Here is an 18,205-nt window from a genome sequence, read left to right as displayed (position 1 = left end):
CTTATCTACCAGGAGCTGATGAACGTACGGAAAGATCACCGTACGTTTCACAGTCCCATCTATCTGTACGTCCCTGACCAGTCGCCTCCGCTTTTCTTATTGTCCAGCTGTGGCTCCTAGGGACTAGCAGATAGCTGGTTCTGATGAACGTACGGAAAGATCACCGTACGTTTCACAGTCCCATCTATCTGTACGTCCCTGACCAGTCGCCTTCGCTTTTCTTACTGTCCAGCTGTGGCTCCTAGAAGCTGCCGTCATAAGCAAGGAACACTTCGACCGCTAAAACCATGCGTTCTTCGGTTCCTTGCTTATGCGTCCGCTTCTGACCAGTCGCCTCCGCTTTTCTTATTCCCATGGGGGTAGCATTTTGTTTAGTTTTTTGTCTTTTCGATAACCTAGTACATACTCGGCTTGCATGATGGTATGAATTTCGCGTGTGCCTTCGTAAATAACCGGGGCTTTGGAGTTGCGTAAATAACGTTCAACTGGGTACTCATCGGAATAACCATACGCGCCATGAATCTGCACAGCATCATCAGCGGCTTTATTGGCAAAATCACATGCCTGCCACTTCGCAAGTGAGGTTTCCCGTGTATTTCGCTTACCATCATTTTTTAACTCGCCAGCACGGTATACAAGTAAACGGCTCATTTGCAGCCCGGCTTCCATTTTTGCAATCATTTGCTGTACTAGCTGATGACGTCCAATCTCTTTGCCAAAGGTTTCACGCTCGTGACAATAGTCAACACTCGCTTCGATACAGGCCATAATTTGCCCGCAGGCTCCAGCCGCTACCGTAAAGCGACCGTTATCGAGTGATGCCATTGCAATTTTGAAACCTTCACCTTCCTCGCCAAGCAAGTTTTCTTTTGGAACTTTTACATTCTCAAAGAAAAGCTCACCTGTGTTACCAGCACGGATCCCATGTTTGCCTTTTGTTGCTTTTGATGAAAAACCTTCCCATGTGCGCTCGACGATAAATGCAGAGATTCCATTGTGCTTTTTAGATTTATCCGTATAAGCAAACACCAGAAAGTGATCAGCCGTATCACACAGAGATATCCATGTTTTTTGGCCGTTTAAAATATAATAATCTCCATCCTTTTTCGCAGTGGAACTTAGGGAGGCAACATCTGACCCTGCACCTGGTTCTGTTAAACCAAAAGCTCCAACCTTTTGCCCCTTCGCCTGGGGAACCAGATACTTTTGTTTCTGTTCTTCATTACCCCATTGCAGGATCGACATACTATTTAATCCCGTATGAACCGATACAGCGGTACGAAATGCTGTATCACCACGTTCCAGTTCTTCACATACAATTGCGAGTGAATTATAATCCATCCCGCTCCCACCATATTTTTCAGGAATACAAACCCCCATCAACCCAAGATCAGCTAATTTACTGATAACCGAGGGATCTGACTTTCCTGATCGATCCCATTCAGCTATATGTGGCATGATTTCTTTATCTACAAAGCTGCGGACTGTATTGCGCAGCATCTTTTGTTCTTCTGTAAATTCAAAATTCATATAATCATCTCCAATTTAATTAGTTAGAAATCGGGCAAGTATTTCTTCTGTATGTTCACCTGCATCAGGGGGATGGAGGTTATATTGAACAGGCGTCCGGGATAGCTTTAACGGGCTTCCGATTACCTTCACCTTTCCAGCGGTAGGGTGGTTGTAATCAACAAACATATCTCTTGCCTTAAGCTGAGGATCGTTTGTAACGTCTTCTATCGTTTGAATTGGTCCACAAGGAATACTATTTTCCTCACACTTTGTTTGCCAGAATTCTGTTGAATTGGTTAGGAATACACTTTGTAACATGGGAACCAAAATGTCCCTGTTTTCCACTCGAGCTGAATTTGTGTTAAATCGACTATCACCTGCAAGCTCAGTTGTCTCCAGAATGGAACATAAATTACTAAATTGCTTGTCGTTTCCGACTGCAATCACCATTTGTCCATTCCTCGTTTGGAAGGTTTGATATGGGACAATGTTGGCATGGGTGTTACCAAGAGCGCCAGGTATTTTGCCGGACATTAAATAATTACTACCTATGTTTACAAGCGAACTCATGGCAGAGTCGTAAAGCGAGAGATCAAGTTTCTGTCCTTTACCTGATATCGTACGTTCGAGTAGTGCACCCTGAATTCCTATACAAGCATATAGTCCTGTTAAAATATCGGTAATAGCAACTCCAAGTTTTTGCGGTCCGGAATTCTCATCACCAGTAATACTCATTAATCCACTCATTGCCTGGATGATGAAATCATAGCCAGGCATCGAGTGATATGGACCAGTTTCCCCAAAACCTGTAATTGAGCAATAAACAATCTTGGGATTTATATCAGCTAGTGTTTCATAATCTAATCCGAATCGTTCCATAGTTCCTGCTTTGAAGTTATGAAGAATGACATCGCTTTCAATTGCCAGTTTTTTAATTGTTTCAATTCCTTCAGCGGTCTTTAAATCAATGGTGATACTCTTTTTGTTGCGATTTGCACATAAATAATAAGCACTTACACCATTTTGGAAGGGAGGCCCCCATTTACGCGTATCATCACTGCCTCCAGGACCTTCAACTTTTATGATCTCAGCACCAAGATCACCAAGAATCATACTGCAATATGGACCTGCCAGTACTCGGGATAAATCCAGAACCTTAATATGTTCTAATGCACCAGCCAAACCGATCACTCCTCTCAAGTCAATTAAAAAAGGCCAATCCAAACTGACCACAGTCGTGCTGTAAGTCAACTTGAACTGGCTCATACTCTGTTGGGTAATACCTGGAATGGGTATTGAAACAGATTAGACAGTTGGTGATTAATCGACGCAGATCATGTGATATAAACGTTTGTGCGTTTTTACATGATTCTTTCTATAATCTATTCTATTATATTCAGAATTATATGTAAACGTTTTATGTAAAAAAAGCTGAATCCATTTAATTTGGATTCAGCTTATGTTTGTGAAGCACCGTCGATTTCTCAAATCAACAACCATAAAGGGAAATAATTGCCGAACTTCCAGTCGCCTCCGCTTTTCTTACTGTCCAGCTGCGGCTCCTAGAAGCTGCCGTCATAAGCAATGAACACTTCGAACGCTAAAACCATGCGTTCTTCGGTTCCTTGCTTATGCGTCCGCTTCTGACCAGTCGCCTTCGCTTTTCTTTTTACTTAGCGGCTTTTTGTAGTTTGGTTATCATTTTTAGTGCTCGGCCGGTGCCGATTGCTACGGATTCGAGTGGGTTAGGTGCAATGTGAACGGGTACGAAAATCTCTTCTGCTAACCAATCCTTCATTCCGTTTAACAGCGCACCGCCTCCAGTTAGCACTATACCACGGTCGACGATGTCACCACTAAGTTCTGGTGGACAACTTTCAAGCGTTGCACGTATTGTTTCTAAAATTTGATCCAGAGACTCTTTCAATGCAGTATGGATTTCTGTAGACGAAACAGTGATGGTTTTAGGTAAACCTGTCACCATATCACGTCCGCGAACGTCCATTACATCTTCTGTGTGGTTTGGATGTGCATATCCAATTCCGATCTTTATATTTTCTGCGGTACGTTCACCGATCAAAATATTGTATTTCTTGCGGATATATTGAATTATTTCTTCATCCATTTTATCTCCGCCAATTCTGATGGAGTTACAGGAAACTACTCCGCCAAAGGAAATAATTCCAACTTCGGATGTTCCACCGCCAATATCTACGATTACGTTTGCGATTGGCTCATCAACCGGTAAGTCTGCTCCAATTGCAGCTGCAATTGGTTCTTCTATTAAATGTACATGTTTTGCTCCATAACTCGTTACTGCGTTGTGTATTGCTCTTCTTTCAACAGATGTGCTTCCAGAAGGTGTACATACAACAACTGTAGGTTTGCGCATGGAGAGTCCCATCTTTTTACTAACCTTTTTCAAAAATTCTTTTAACATTTGTGCAGTAACATCATAATCGGCTATAACACCATCCTTTAATGGACGAATAGGGACGATGTTTTGTGGTGTTTTACCGACCATTTCTTTTGCTTCAGTTCCAACAGCTATAACCTGTTTTGTATTAATGTCGATAGCTACTACTGATGGTTCATTTAAAACAATACCTTTAGTCTTTGAATATATAAGTATATTTGCAGTTCCTAGATCAATTCCAATTTCTGCATTAGATAACATTTTAGCTCCTCCAATGTTGACAGTTTCATGTATAGCATTTCTATACTATATCACGATTTTTGGGGGTATCCCAAGATACTTAATTTGTCATTTCTGTTACAAGAAATATGAATCTGTAACAATTGCGGGAAAACAGAATATTGTCAAGAGTGATTTTTTAGTAGATTATCCCATTAAATTGAACATCTTCCAATAAAGCTTGTTATTTTATGCGATTAAAGTCTTTATTTATAGGGTCTCTGCAATTCTTCCAAACATTTAATCTCTTATGGAAAGCCTTGCCATTATTATTACAAGAATCTCATGCTACGATTATTCTGCAAGGCAAAACAAAACTTTAAAGGAGATGTTTCATATATGATTAAGAAGTTAGGAATCGTAACAGCATTATCGACAGCAGTATTATTCGGAGGTGCTTTTTCAAATACAGTTGATGCTTCAACAAATATAGATTCGCAAAAGCAAAATCAACAAACCTTCAAAGTTTATTATTCTATTAATGGACAATCTTTTTCAAATGCAGATCTTTCTAATTTAGATGGTAATTTAAATGAAACGGTGCAAAAAATTCTTGCAAACTACCAAGTGAATTGGAATAATCAATCAGCACCTGAAAAGCCTGCAGCTCCTGCTGTAGAAAAACCAGAACCGAAGAAAGAAGCACCAAAACAAGAGGCGCCTAAGCAAGAAGCGCCAAAACAGGAAGCACCTGAAAAGGCTGAAGCGCCAGAACCTGCACCAGCGCCTGCTCCAGCACCACAAGAGCCAGCTCAGGAAAAGCAGACACAAGCGCAGTCAGACCAATTAAATGCATATGAACAACAAGTTGTTGAGTTAACAAATAATGAGCGTGTAGAACGTGGTTTAGCACCATTGGCAGTAGACGATGAGTTGAGTGTTGTTGCACGTGAAAAGTCTCGTGACATGTCAGCTAACAATTACTTTTCTCATACAAGTCCAACTTATGGTTCTCCATTTGACATGATGAAGAGCTATGGTATTGATTACCGCAGTGCCGGGGAAAACATTGCCAGAGGTCAACGCACACCAGAGGAAGTAGTAAATGGATGGATGAATAGTTCAGGACATCGTGCTAACATTCTTAGCTCTAAATTTACGCATATCGGTGTAGGATACATTGCTGATGGTAACTACTGGACACAACAGTTCATTGGAAAATAAGAACGTATTCAAGGGAGGTTAGCATTCAGTTGCTAATCTCCTTTTTTACATAAGAAAAGTATAGTAGTTTAAAGCAAGAACCGAGTTTTTCTAATGCAAGTTTTTAAGTTTGTTCAAAGATTTTCTAACAAAAATTAATGATTTCATCGTATAATGGATGTGGAGGTGATGAGATGATTCGAAGTTTGTGGATTTATTTCAACGCAATTATAACCGTTTTACGAAGTGGACTTAAATTAAATAAGGGCAGAAAACTATATGAATTAAATAATAAACAAGCCCAAAAGGAATTATTCGAAACGCCGAAGTGGGTATCACAAAAGGTGATTAAAAGCACTGGTACTGATGTACATGTATCAGGGCAGGAAAAGCTCCCGGATGAAGCCGTGTTATATGTTTCTAATCACCAAGGGTTATTCGATATTCTCGCATTAATAGGTTATGTAGGGGAACCACTAGGGTTCATTGCAAAAAAAGAAATAGAAAAGCTTCCAATTGTTAGTTCTTGGATGGGACTCATGCATGGTGTGTTTATCGATCGTGCTGATAGGCGCCAGTCAGTTAAAGCAATAAATCAGGGTATTGAAAACTTGAAAAACGGACATTCTCTAGTTGTTTTTCCTGAAGGAACGCGAAGTCGTGGAAGTAATTTAAATCCATTTAAGTCTGGAAGTCTAAGGTTAGCAACGAAAGCCAAAGTTCCAATCGTTCCAATTTCAATAGATGGAACTTATCAAATGCTCGAAGAAGGTAAAGGTAAAGTTAAAGGTTCAACTATTTATATGACGATTTTGGACCCTATTTATCCAGCTGATTACAGTGAGAAGACACATAGCGAAATTGCGGAGATTCTGCAAACAAGTATTGAGAAATCATTAGAGCAGAACGTGTGACATATTTATGAAATATCTCTGTAGTGAGTTTATATTTATATATACAGGAAAAATATAAATATAAATCTTTTTATGGAGGTAATTTCTTTGAAAAAATTAGTATTAACAACTCTATTTCTAACATTAATTCTAGTACTGGCAGCATGTGGTGGCGGTGAAAGTGATGAGTCATCAGGTGATACTGGTAATTCTAATGATAACTCAGGAGAAACAACGGAAGAATCCGGAGAGGAATCTTCAGATTCAGGTGAAGCAGCGATGGACAATAAATTAGATATTGTAGCAACCGACTTCGAATTCAATAAAGAAGAGTATACCGTGCAGTCTGGTGAAGAGGTAACGGTAACACTCACAAGTAAAGAAGGGACCCACGGTATTACAATTGAGGGAACTGATGTAAATATTCAAGGTGAAGGAAAGGCGACATTTACTCCTGAGGAACCTGGCGAATACATGATTCATTGCAGTGTACCATGTGGAGAGGGACACAGTGGCATGATGTCAACTTTAATTGTAAAGTAAATAAATTAATTACTAGCACCTCCGTTAAGCAAATGGATTAACAGAGGTGCTTTTCTATTGTTCATAGGGTTCAAACCGTTTTAGTTTCCTTTTTCTCTTGACCCTCCTATTATAAGAGTACGAATTAAATTGCAATCGATATATAAGTGGTGTTTATTCTACTGATCGTATTTAAAAATAAATTGCATGTTTTATGGAATAATTAAAAAAGGAAGAGGTGATAGATATGGTACAGGGTGCTGCTAACTGGAATACGGAGTTGAGTCAAGAATGGCTGCAAAATTATGTGGATGATTGGGTTAACTTTTATCGAAAACACACAAGAGATGGAAATGTTGCTTCTTATATACCGATTTTGTCAGAAGCTAATCAAGATCATTTAGGTATTACCATATTAGGTAAAAATGGAATGACCATTCGTTCTGGGGATGTGGATATACCATTTACACTCCAAAGTATTTCAAAAGTTATCAGCTTTATTGTTGGTTGTATTGAACGTGGTATTGCTTATATGCTTGATAGAGTAGATGTTGAACCAGCAGGAGAGGCATTTAATTCTATTATGCATCTGGAGATGAATCAGCTTAAAAAACCGTTCAACCCACTTATAAATGCTGGGGCAATAACAGTTACATCGATCCTGGAGGGGGAAACCTCGGAGGAGAAGCTTGGTCCAATATTGGATCTTTTAGAGAAAATGATTGGTTATCGTCCTAAAATAAATCAAGAAGTGTATACTTCCGAAAAAGTCTCATCAACCAGAAATAAAGCGATTGGCTATTACCTTCTGGAAACAGGTTTTCTTGAGTCAGAACTTGATGTAACATTGGATACTTATTTTCAGCAATGCTCGATTGAAATTACAGTTGACGATCTGGCGAGGATAGGTTTAATTATCGCGAACGATGGCATTAATCCCGATACTTGGGAAGAGATAATACCGAGGCGGGAAGCTAGAATTGCAAAGGCATTAATGCTGACTTGCGGGATGTACGACGCTTCGGGCAAATTTGCAACCTATGTTGGAATTCCAGCAAAAAGTGGTGTTTCAGGCGGGATAATTGCAGCTGCTCCAGCAAGAGTACGAGATGAAGAACTGCCATTTTTAGCTGGTTGCGGAATAGGTGTTTACGGACCAGCACTTGATGATAAAGGAAACAGCATTGCGGGTATTAGGCTACTAAGACATATCGCTAAACAATGGGATCTGAGTATATTCTAGAAGAGGTGATTATATGTGTGGCAGATATACGTTACTGAGAGATGAACTTGAAATTCTAAACGAATACGGTATACAGCAATCAATTGATTCCTACCAGCCAAGCTATAATATAGCTCCTGGCCAAAATGTTCTGGCAGTTATTCATAACGGTAAGGAAAAAAGAGCTGGATATTTGAAATGGGGTCTTGTTCCTTCCTGGTCAAATGATGTAAAAATAGGCTATAAAATGATCAATGCCAGGAGTGAAACCGTTCATCAGAAACCGAGTTTTAAGACTTTGTTAAAGCGGAAAAGATGTTTAATTATTGCGGACAGCTTTTACGAGTGGAAAAAGGTTGATAAAGAAAAGAAACCTAGTCGAATTCACGTAGCAGACCGTAAATTGTTTGCTTTTGCAGGTTTATGGGATAAATGGCAGGATGAGGATCAGGACTTATTCACATGCACTATTCTAACAAAGGAAGCAAACTCCTTTATGGAAGATATACATCACCGCATGCCAATAATTCTTCCTAAAGATAAAGAGAACACATGGATCTCACCAGATGAAATGGATGCAAATAGAGCACATGAATTTCTTCAATCTATTCAGGTAGACGACTTATCTGCGCATCAAGTATCCAGCTATGTTAATTCAGCTAAAAATAACGACGATAAGTGCATTGAGCCGCTAGTAAATTAAAAGGAGCAACCCAATAAAATATATGGGTTAGCTCCTTTTTTGCATCCTTAAGCTGCTTTTTTTCTTTTGCGTTCCGATTCTTCTTCTTTTGCCACTTTAATAAATTTCTTAGTTTCATAAACTACTACGCCGGATAGGCCGAGGAGCCCTATTAAGTTCGGGATTGCCATTAGAGCATTCATGATATCAGCGATACCCCAAACAATACCTAGTTTTTCAACCGCGCCATAAAACACGATTAGAACAAATACTACGCGGTAGTAAGGAACTGCTTTATCATTAAATAAGTAACTAAAGCATTTTTCACCGTAATAAGACCAGCCGACGAGTGTAGAGAAAGCAAATAATACGATACCAATTGTTACAATATAACCACCCGTATCTCCTAAGAAGTAAGCAAATGATGCTGCCGTTAAATCTCCTCCATCTAAGGTTGATCCGGAATACATATCTGCCATTACAATTGTAATTCCAGTTATAGAACATACAATAATCGTATCGATAAACACCTGTGTCATTGAGACAAGTGCCTGTCTTCCAGGATAATCAGTTTTTGCAGCTGCTGCAGCTATTGGCGCTGATCCAAGACCAGCCTCGTTTGAGAATACTCCACGTGCTACACCATAACGGATAACAGTTCCGAGGATACCACCACCGACAGCACTGCCTGTAAATGCATCGTTAAAGATTAACGCAATTGCTGAAGGAACGATATCTAAATTCATTACAATTATAATAAGTCCACCAATCACATAAAATAAAGCCATCACTGGAACAAAAAATGCAGTAACACGCCCTATACTTTTTATTCCGCCTAAAATAACTAGACCAGTCAATAAGGTAAGGATCAAACCGGTAACCCATGTAGGAACACTAAACGAACGTTCTAGTGCATCAGAAACGGAATTTGATTGAACCATGTTTCCGATACCAAAAGCTGCTACCGATCCAAAAACAGCAAACGTAACACCTAACCATTTTGCTTTCAAACCACGTTCGAGGTAATACATTGGACCACCAGACATCTCGCCTTTACTGTTTACAACTCGGTATTTCACTGCCAGTAGCGCTTCTGCATACTTGGTTGCCATTCCGAATAGAGCACTAATCCACATCCAGAAAACCGCTCCTGGCCCCCCGAGAACGACTGCAGTAGCTACACCGACAATGTTACCGGTACCAATCGTGGCGGCCATGGCGGTAGTGAGGGCTTCGTAATGACTTATATCCCCTTTAGAAGCCTTGTCCTGTCTTTTTGGACTAAATGCGAGTCGTAACGCATAAGGAATCGTACGAAATTGCAAAAAAGCTAATCTGATGGTGAGATAGAGGCCAGTTCCAACGATTAATATTAAAGTTGGTGGCCCCCATACAAAACCGCTAATACTACTAATTAAGTCAGACATGTAATTCCTCCTTATATAATCTATTATTTTTGTGCTTATCATAAATATTCCGAAAATTCCTTCGTAAAGTCAAGCTAATTTTAAATTTTTTTTAGTAACTTTAAAAATAGGTTGTTTATTTCCCTATTATGAGGGGAAAGGTAAGTTAGAAATAAAATTGGTTCCATTTAAATGACATGTTTAGTTAACGGGTTATTGTTTCTTGGCAGGTAAGAAAGTATAAATCCTTTCTTACTGCTTAAGTACAACTTAGGCTTTCGCCAATAAAGCTAGGCGATAAGCAAAGTTTTCTAATGAAATACACGTCTATTAGACAAGTCTAATGCATATAACAGAGGAGTGGTATAACATGAAAAATAATAAATTAGTGTATGGAATGGTGCTTGGTGCATTACTTGGTGGATTAACAACTCTTTTTGACCGGGAGACACGTCATCGTACAAAGTTACAGTGTCAAAGCTTAACAAGAGACGGAGAGTATTATTTAAAACACCCTTCAGAAGCTGTGAAAAAAGCTCGCACGGCTTGTAATCAGTTCAATAATACATTTAATACAAGTGCTGAGAGTGCAATTAACGCTCTTGAACAAGTGGAAAAAACTATTGATACGCTTACAAAAAAATCAGAGGATAAAAAATTAAAGTCGATTAATTAATTGTATATACACAGCAAGGGGGACTAGTATGAATAAAGCTGTTAGATTCTCAAAACAACTATTTCAAAAGGTTGAAGAGGTAGATGTATTTGGTATGGCAGCACAGCTTGCCTACTTTTTCCTGCTATCTTTATTCCCCTTTTTATTGTTTTTATTAACTCTAATAGGTTATTTAAAGTTAGATTCACAAAATGTAATTTCATTTCTGAGTGTTTATGCACCAGAAGAGATCATGACCTTGATAGACACCAATATCACTCAGTTGGTTAGTGAACAGAATGGCGGACTGCTATCAATTGGTATTGTTGGTACTATTTGGTCTGCTTCTGCTGGTATTAATGGAATTATGAAAGCATTCAACTTGGCATATGAAGTCGATGAAAATCGATCTTTCATTGTAGCTCGTCTGATCGCAATTATTTTGACCATTGCAATGGTTGTTGTCATAATTATGGCCTTTTTACTTCCTATATTTGGAAAGATGATTGGTGAATACCTATTTTCATTCTTTGGACTGTCAGCCAGTTTTCTTAACCTCTGGGAAACTTTACGTTGGGTAGTCTCATCAATTGTATTTTTCCTCGTGCTGTTAGCACTATACAAAATGGCGCCTAACCATAAGATTTTGATTAAAGATGCTATTTGGGGGTCTATTTTTGCGACCGTAGGATGGCAATTAGTTTCATTGGCATTTTCTTATTATGTTAGTTCTGTTGCTAGTTATTCTGCAACCTATGGTAGTTTAGGGACAGTTATTACATTGATGATTTGGTTCTATATTTCGGGAATTATAATAATTCTCGGCGGTCTTATTAATGCAGTAATTAAGCAAAGGCGAACCGGCAGATTAAATATCTAACTAAAGGCCCTGACGTTAATTTAACGTCAGGGCCTCAGTATGTAGAGAAACGAGTTTATAGAGTAATATGTTTAACCTGCCAGGTTACGTGCCAGCCCACCGCTATGGTCGGAAGCAGAGTAGTGAGTTTCGTTGTTAACTGTAAGTAACCGTAAACCGTTCAGAATCACTAAAATGGTACTGCCTTCATGGCCGATAACACCTAGTGGCAAGTCGAGTATTTGCAGGAAGTTGGAAACAATTAATAGTCCAATTACACTTAATGAAAAGACAACATTTTGTTTTACTATTTTATTCATTTGCTGGGATAGATTAAATGCATTGGAAATTTTAGTTAAATCACTTTTCATAAGAACCACATCCGCTGTTTCGAGGGCTACGTCTGTACCTTCGCCCATGGCTATTCCGACATTTGCAGTTGCAAGTGCAGGTGCGTCATTTATTCCATCACCAACCATCGCCACATGCGTAAGTTTTTGATGTGTTGAACTTTTTCTTCAGGAAGACAATCGGCAATATAAGCATCGATTCCAGCCTCTTCTGCAATCGCTTTGGCAGTTAATTCATTATCGCCCGTAAGCATGACGGTGAAAATATGTTGTTTTTTAAGTTGTTCGATAGCATGTTTTGCATCTTTTCGGATGGTATCTTTTAATGCCAGCAATGCTATAATTTCAGTGTTTTTCTTAATAAATACAAGCGATTTCCCCTCAGCAGCTAACCTCGACGCAATCCCATTTTGAAAACTATTCGCTTCATTCTCTCCTACAAATCCCGTTTTCCCTAACGTCCAGGTATCATTACCAATGATTGCTTGCAGTCCATTCCCACTTACCGTAGTATGATGTGAAACAGGAATGGAAAAGTTGGATAGGTTTAGTTTATGTTTACAATAACTCGTAACAGCCTGTGCCAAAGGGTGCAAGGATTCATTTTCAATAGCTCCAATGACCTCCAATGTATATTTCTCACTCAACCCAGTTTTTATGAAATAGTCTGTTACTTTAGGTTTTCCATTTGTTAATGTACCTGTTTTATCAAATGCGATCGCTTTGATATGCCCCAGATTCTCTATATTCACGCCACCTTTAAAAAGCACGCCATTTTTAGCTCCGTTGGAAATGGCAGATAAAGTAGCAGGCATGATAGATGCAACAAGTGCACATGGAGAAGCAACCACCAATAATATCATTGCGCGATAAATGCTCTCGGTAAATGTCCAACCAAAGAAAAAGTGCGGAAGAATCATCATTGTACCGACAAGAAGTAATACTGCTTTTACATAAGTTCCCTCAAACTTTTCAATAAAGAGCTGCGAAGGTGATTTTTCCTCTTGCGCAGATTGTACAAGGTTTATTATCTTTGAAAACAAGGTTTGGTCATTGGACTTTGAAATTCTTACTTGGATCGACCCGTCGACAGCGACAGTTCCAGAGAAAACTTCACTCTCCTCCTGTTTGGAAACAGGAATGGATTCCCCGGTAATTGCACTCTCATTAATGGAGGTTCTACCTTTAATTATTATGCCATCTGCAGGTATTCTTTCTCCAGCTTTCACCAGGATAGTGTCTCCAATAGTTAATTTGGCGACAGATATTTTTACTTCTTTTTCATTTTTAAGTAGTACTGCCATTTCCGGCTGCATTTCCATTAATGATGAAATTTCATTTTTACTTTTATTGATGGTGTAAGTTTCCAACGCTCCAGACAATGCGAATATAAAGATCAGTATCGCACCTTCCATCCAGTAGCCAATCATTGCTGATCCAATTGCTGCAAAAACCATCAGCATTTCCACATTAAGTTCCTTATTTCTAAAAGTTTCCTCCAAACCTTCTTTTGCTTTGGCATAACCACCAATTCCAAATGCTGAAAGATGAAGGGTAACCCATGTGATATGGTTTATATAATCAGATATTAACCAGGCAGTTAAAATGATTACGCCACTAATGATTGCAGCAATAATTTCTCTGTGGTCGTATAATTTATTTGGCAAAAACCTATGTAGGGCAGATTCATAACGGTGTTCATTATGGCTAGTCATTTACATAATCCCCTTTCAAATTATAATTATTATAATTAAATACTTGTTATTATATTATCACGTGTTTAAATAAAGTCAATAACTATCTATAACTCCAATTAATACAGATGAATAATATTTTGAAACAGGAAAGTTTTAACGTTGTATAATATAAACTTAACTGTTACAATCTAAATATAATTATTACTATAACAATAAAAAAGGAGTGCGGTTATATGAAGCAAATAAAGGTTTTACTTGTAATGATAGCTATACTATTCGCTTTAGTTGCCTGTGGTGATTCAGCGGAGAAAGAATCATCTTCAAACGAAACTAATGAAGATGGAAAGTGGGCTGAAATTAAAGAAAAAGGTGAACTCGTTGTAGGAACTTCTGGAACATTATTCGCTGCTTCATATTATCCTGAAGGATCAGAAACATTGACTGGTTATGATCCAGAAGTGATCCGCGAAATTGCGAAACGATTGAAATTAGATGTGAAGTTCAAAACAATGGGAATCGATGCGATGCTGCCTGCTGTAAACAGTAATCGTATTGACGTAGCGATCAATGATATTGAAATTACCGATGATCGTAAAAAGAGTTTCTCTTTTACTGAACCATATAAATATTCATTTACATCTTTAATCGTTCGGTCAGAGGATTTATCCGGAATTAAGACATTAGAAGATTTGAAGGGTAAAAAAGCCGGAGGCGGTGCTACAACAGTGTTTAGTGATATTGCAAGACACTTCGGTGCAGAAGTCGTAACATACAGTAACGTTTCAAATGATGTATATCTACAGGATGTGGATAATGGTCGAACGGACACTGTAATTAATGATTATTACTTACAGAAACTAGCTCTAGATGCAATTACCCAATATGACATAAAAATTCATCCTGATTTAAAGTTTCATCCAACTGAACAAGGAATTGTTGCGCCTAAAGATGCCACGAAACTAGTGGATAAAATGAACGAAGCCTTACAGGGAATGCGTGAGGATGGTACATTAACTGAGCTTGCTGAAAAATACTATGGTGGCGAAGATGTATCTAAAAAACCTGAGGGTAAAATACGAGAAATTGAAGGATTAGATATTTAACATGTTTCACGTTGAGTTTAATGATGTACAACTGGGAAAAGTTTTCGATGCGGAACTTGCTTGGAACAACCTGCCTTTCCTCTTGGAAGGCGTGCCGCTAACATTGATGATTGCAGTTATTGGTATGGGGCTTGGACTAGTAATTGGATTATTTCTTGCCCTAGCCCGAGGTTCAAAAGCAAAGGTATGGCGCTATCCCGCGCGCATGTACATTTCTTTCATGCGTGGTACGCCTATTTTAGTATTTTTGTTTATCCTATACTTTGGTTTACCTTATATTGGTATTGAACTCTCAGCAGTACTTGCTGCTTCGCTTGGTTTTGGCTTGAACAGTGCAGCGTATATAGCAGAAATTAATCGCTCAGCTTTAAACAGTGTAGATCAAGGACAATGGGAATCTGCAAGAGCATTGAATATTGGTTATTGGAAAACAATGCGGAAAATTATTTTGCCGCAAGCTACACGTATAGCTGTTCCTCCATTGACAAATGTTTTTATGGATATTGTAAAAGCAACTTCACTTGCAGCGGTAATTACAGTTCCAGAAATTTTTCAAAAGGCACAAATTGTTGCTGGGCGTTCATTTGATTCAATGACAATGTATATTACAATTGCATTAATTTACTGGCCAATTTGTATGGTCATATCTTTTTTACAGGACCGACTTGAAAGTAAGTCAAGTAAATACATCTAACGATAGAAAGACACTCAAATTTTTTGAGTGTCTTTCTTAAAAGATAAGAATGTATAAAATATTTATGTTTGTCTGTCTAGCTCCAACGCCTAGCCCGCTTGAGGTTTTCACATGCTATTAGTTACTTTTGTCGTAGTTGATGGAAACTGAGACGTAACTTTTAGTTTGCTTCCATAGCTGCCGTCCAGGATCGTTGCGGGCGGATGCTTCACGCGGGCACGGCTTCAGTCTCCTTGCCCCGACAAGGGGTATGCCAACGTTGTCCGCAAAGGACGGTTTTAGTTGGCCCTCCTCTTAAAAATGCTCTTCTGCGGGGCCTTCAGACTCGTGCTGTTCCCGCAGGAGTCACCGCCCGGAACGATGCAGGACTGGTTAAGCTAATGCATGTTGAAATAGACATAGATATCAAAAGTGTATTTAATAAATCTGTGACGATGGAAGTCATCGGTGAGATACTGGATTGCGACAAATGTCACTGAAAAAGAGATAGATCTTTAAAATTTAATTTCTCACCTTTAACTAAGCATCTTCGAATATACGAAGACTCCTGTGGGAACAGCGCGAGCTGAAGATCTAAGCAGGAAAGCGGTTTTTGTTTATCCGAGGAAGCTGAAGCCGTGCCCACGGAAAGCGTAGTATATTCGAAGATGCGAAAATAGATCCACCTATTTCGTGCCACACACAACTTTTTCAGTGGCCACCTGCGGTGGCACAAGTAGGCACGCCATCAGCGGAAATCTAGTTGCTGTTAATTCGCAGTGTAGAGATTTTGTGTCACAACGAAAATGGATTGCGAGATATTCACCTTATTTTATTCTGCGATAATTGAGTTATATGTATAAAGGTTTAGAGCAAATACCGGTATAAGCAAAAACTCGGCATTCGCTATTAAAAACGAGGCGAATGTCGAGTTTTTCTAATTAGGAGTGAAGAAAACATAAATTCTAACTAACTGCATTCTTGCATCTAAGGCTTTCGCACTAAAACTTGGGGAAAAGCCAAGTTTATTAAAATTTTAAGTTGGTACAGGATTCTTCTTATAAATGGTAGTGATCAGAATAGTTAGCAGCATGCCAACAATTACGTAAAAGAATGAGACATCCGGTAATATTTCTATAAACACTCCGCCTAGATAAGGACCAGTTATACTGCCAATACTAAAAGCAATTCCCGTCATTATATTTCCAGTTGGAAGTAATGATCGAGGGAGAATATCCGCTAAATAAGAAATGCTAAGTGAAAATAACGATCCGACAAATATACCTGCAAGTGTAAACAGAATGAACAGTGCGATTATTGACGTTTCGAAAAAAGTTACTAATAAAAAACAAATCGTACCAGCGGTCAATACATTGATTAATATGTTTCTTCGACCAAATCGATCACTTAGGATTCCAAGCGGGAGTTGAGAAAGCACACTTCCTGCTGCAAAACATGGAATGATGAGAGAGAGCATATCTACATCGTGTCCAATTCGTAAACCGTAGATTGGGAATATTCCGTGCAGCGTTGCCTCCAGAAATCCATATCCAAATGCTGGTAACAATGCCACCCAACCAAGCTTTGCTGTTTGAATATATCGCTTAAAAGAACTGGTCGCATATCCGGAATGAATATCATCTTCGGGAAATTGGTTTCGCACGACCAAGAGCAACGACCAAACGATCAAGCTTAACAACGCAGATAATAGAAACGGCAGAGTCTCATTAATAGCAAGCAAACGTGTCATAAGTGGCCCGAGTGTAAATCCAAGTCCGAAAAATAAACCATAAAAAGCTATATCTCTGCCTCTCGACTCATTACTGCTTGTAGATGTAATCCAAGTTTGTGTCCCAAAATGCAGCATGTTATCGCCAATTCCGATAAGCATACGCAGAATAAACCAAAACCAAAGTGCATCCCAGAGTGGAAAAAGAGTCAGTGACACGATAACTAATAAGCCACCGATTGCAATAATGGGCTTAAATCCGTATTTTCGCATCGGCTTTTCCAGGAACGGAGAGGCAATAAGTACTCCGATATAGAGACCGGTAGCATGAAGGCCATTGACCGATGATGGAACCCCATTTTGTTCTAAAATAATTGCCAGGAGTGGAAGGATCATTCCTTGTGAAAAACCCGAAATTCCCACAAGTGAGATTAAAACCCAAAACCTAGTTCGTGCTGAAGCCAAAATGTATTCCCCTCCAACTAAATAAATTGCTTTTATCTTATATTAATCTAATTGTAATTAGCTTCAAGGTCAAACAAGATGATCGCCAGAAATTCCTGTATGGGGTTATAATAGAAGAAATGGAATTAAAAATTATAAAGGGGTGTGAGATTATGAAGTTCTATTTAAAGGAAAGTGGAATGCGAACCAGTTTGGATTACGGAGAGCTCTCTATTTCAGGAAATGAAGATTATGGTTATCGCCCATTTCAGTTAATGGTTGCTTCTATAGCGGGATGCAGCGGATCTGTTTTTCGAAAAATTTTAGAGAAGCAGCGTGCTGAAATTGAAGATTTGATTATAACTGCTGAAGTCGACAGAAATCCCAAAGAAGCAAATCGGATTGAACGGATTTCTCTTCATTATAGTGTGAAAGGATACCATCTGAACAAAGAAAAACTTTACAAAAACTTAGAACTAGCCAGGAAGAACTGTTCCATGATTCGATCGGTGGAATCAAGCATTAAAATAGAAGAAACACTGGAAACAATTGAGCTAAGCCGCTAAGAAGTTTATAGGTATAATATTCGTGTGTCAGAAAAAACTAAGAGAAATGAAAGG

Annotated in this window: 15 protein-coding genes and 1 pseudogene; 10 read left to right on the top strand and 6 right to left on the bottom strand. The window is 38.8% G+C overall.

Features of this window, described 5'->3' with window-relative positions; all coding sequences use genetic code 11:
- Positions 1-345 precede the first annotated feature (345 nt).
- The 3 genes from VBD025_RS00255 to mreBH form a co-directional block, all read right to left on the bottom strand.
- Complete coding sequence (locus VBD025_RS00255; RefSeq protein ID WP_430788179.1) at positions 346-1,530, bottom strand: acyl-CoA dehydrogenase family protein; 1,185 nt, start codon at positions 1,528-1,530, stop codon at positions 346-348.
- Between the two features lie 15 nt (positions 1,531-1,545).
- Complete coding sequence (locus tag VBD025_RS00250; protein ID WP_430788177.1) at positions 1,546-2,694, bottom strand: CaiB/BaiF CoA transferase family protein; 1,149 nt, start codon at positions 2,692-2,694, stop codon at positions 1,546-1,548.
- Positions 2,695-3,181: 487 nt separating this feature from the next.
- Positions 3,182-4,189 carry a rod-share determining protein MreBH gene (mreBH, locus tag VBD025_RS00245; protein ID WP_430788175.1) on the bottom strand — a complete coding sequence of 336 codons (1,008 nt, stop codon included), beginning with the start codon at positions 4,187-4,189 and terminating at the stop codon, positions 3,182-3,184.
- 357 nt (positions 4,190-4,546) lie between these two features.
- Between mreBH and VBD025_RS00240 the strand changes: the two genes are divergently transcribed.
- The 5 genes from VBD025_RS00240 to VBD025_RS00220 all read left to right on the top strand — a co-directional run bounded on the left by VBD025_RS00240 (position 4,547) and on the right by VBD025_RS00220 (position 8,690).
- Complete coding sequence (locus VBD025_RS00240) at positions 4,547-5,371, top strand: CAP domain-containing protein (RefSeq protein WP_430788173.1); 825 nt, start codon at positions 4,547-4,549, stop codon at positions 5,369-5,371.
- Between the two features lie 173 nt (positions 5,372-5,544).
- Positions 5,545-6,264: a lysophospholipid acyltransferase family protein gene (locus VBD025_RS00235; RefSeq protein ID WP_430788171.1), complete on the top strand. Its 720-nt coding sequence runs from the start codon at positions 5,545-5,547 to the stop codon at positions 6,262-6,264.
- An 87-nt stretch (positions 6,265-6,351) separates the two neighbouring features.
- Positions 6,352-6,786 (top strand): cytochrome C oxidase subunit II, encoded by a 435-nt coding sequence (locus VBD025_RS00230; protein WP_430788169.1) that lies wholly within the window; start codon positions 6,352-6,354, stop codon positions 6,784-6,786.
- A 226-nt stretch (positions 6,787-7,012) separates the two neighbouring features.
- A complete protein-coding gene (locus VBD025_RS00225; protein ID WP_430788167.1) occupies positions 7,013-8,008 on the top strand; it encodes a glutaminase in 996 nt (331 codons plus the stop codon).
- 13 nt (positions 8,009-8,021) lie between these two features.
- Entirely contained in the window at positions 8,022-8,690 is a 669-nt protein-coding gene (locus VBD025_RS00220) for an SOS response-associated peptidase (RefSeq protein ID WP_430788165.1), read from the top strand.
- Positions 8,691-8,737: 47 nt separating this feature from the next.
- Here the strand turns inward: VBD025_RS00220 and VBD025_RS00215 are convergent, their stop codons facing one another.
- Positions 8,738-10,096: an alanine/glycine:cation symporter family protein gene (locus VBD025_RS00215; RefSeq protein ID WP_430788163.1), complete on the bottom strand. Its 1,359-nt coding sequence runs from the start codon at positions 10,094-10,096 to the stop codon at positions 8,738-8,740.
- 349 nt (positions 10,097-10,445) lie between these two features.
- Here VBD025_RS00215 and VBD025_RS00210 point away from each other — a divergent pair, with 349 nt between their 5' ends.
- Both VBD025_RS00210 and VBD025_RS00205 read left to right on the top strand, forming a co-directional pair.
- Positions 10,446-10,751, top strand: coding sequence for a YtxH domain-containing protein (locus VBD025_RS00210; RefSeq protein ID WP_430788161.1), 306 nt, complete (start codon positions 10,446-10,448; stop codon positions 10,749-10,751).
- A 28-nt stretch (positions 10,752-10,779) separates the two neighbouring features.
- Entirely contained in the window at positions 10,780-11,610 is an 831-nt protein-coding gene (locus VBD025_RS00205; RefSeq protein ID WP_430788159.1) for a YihY/virulence factor BrkB family protein, read from the top strand.
- A 71-nt stretch (positions 11,611-11,681) separates the two neighbouring features.
- Here VBD025_RS00205 and VBD025_RS00200 read toward each other — a convergent pair.
- A pseudogene (locus VBD025_RS00200) lies at positions 11,682-13,654 on the bottom strand (heavy metal translocating P-type ATPase).
- Between the two features lie 215 nt (positions 13,655-13,869).
- On the opposite strand from VBD025_RS00200, the gene VBD025_RS00195 reads away from it, so the two are divergent.
- Positions 13,870-14,739 carry a transporter substrate-binding domain-containing protein gene (locus VBD025_RS00195; RefSeq protein ID WP_430788157.1) on the top strand — a complete coding sequence of 290 codons (870 nt, stop codon included), beginning with the start codon at positions 13,870-13,872 and terminating at the stop codon, positions 14,737-14,739.
- A gap of 1 nt (position 14,740) precedes the next feature.
- Positions 14,741-15,433 carry an amino acid ABC transporter permease gene (locus VBD025_RS00190; protein WP_430788155.1) on the top strand — a complete coding sequence of 231 codons (693 nt, stop codon included), beginning with the start codon at positions 14,741-14,743 and terminating at the stop codon, positions 15,431-15,433.
- Between the two features lie 1,015 nt (positions 15,434-16,448).
- On the opposite strand, the gene VBD025_RS00185 is transcribed toward VBD025_RS00190, so the two are convergent.
- Positions 16,449-17,606 (bottom strand): MFS transporter, encoded by a 1,158-nt coding sequence (locus VBD025_RS00185; RefSeq protein WP_430788153.1) that lies wholly within the window; start codon positions 17,604-17,606, stop codon positions 16,449-16,451.
- A gap of 152 nt (positions 17,607-17,758) precedes the next feature.
- Between VBD025_RS00185 and VBD025_RS00180 the strand changes: the two genes are divergently transcribed.
- Positions 17,759-18,151, top strand: coding sequence for an OsmC family protein (locus VBD025_RS00180; protein ID WP_430788151.1), 393 nt, complete (start codon positions 17,759-17,761; stop codon positions 18,149-18,151).
- Positions 18,152-18,205 lie beyond the last annotated feature (54 nt).

The organism is Virgibacillus flavescens (assembly GCF_050574275.1).
Lineage (GTDB): Bacteria > Bacillota > Bacilli > Bacillales > Amphibacillaceae > Virgibacillus_F > Virgibacillus_F flavescens.
This window is presented reverse-complemented; position numbering and strand designations above follow the sequence as displayed.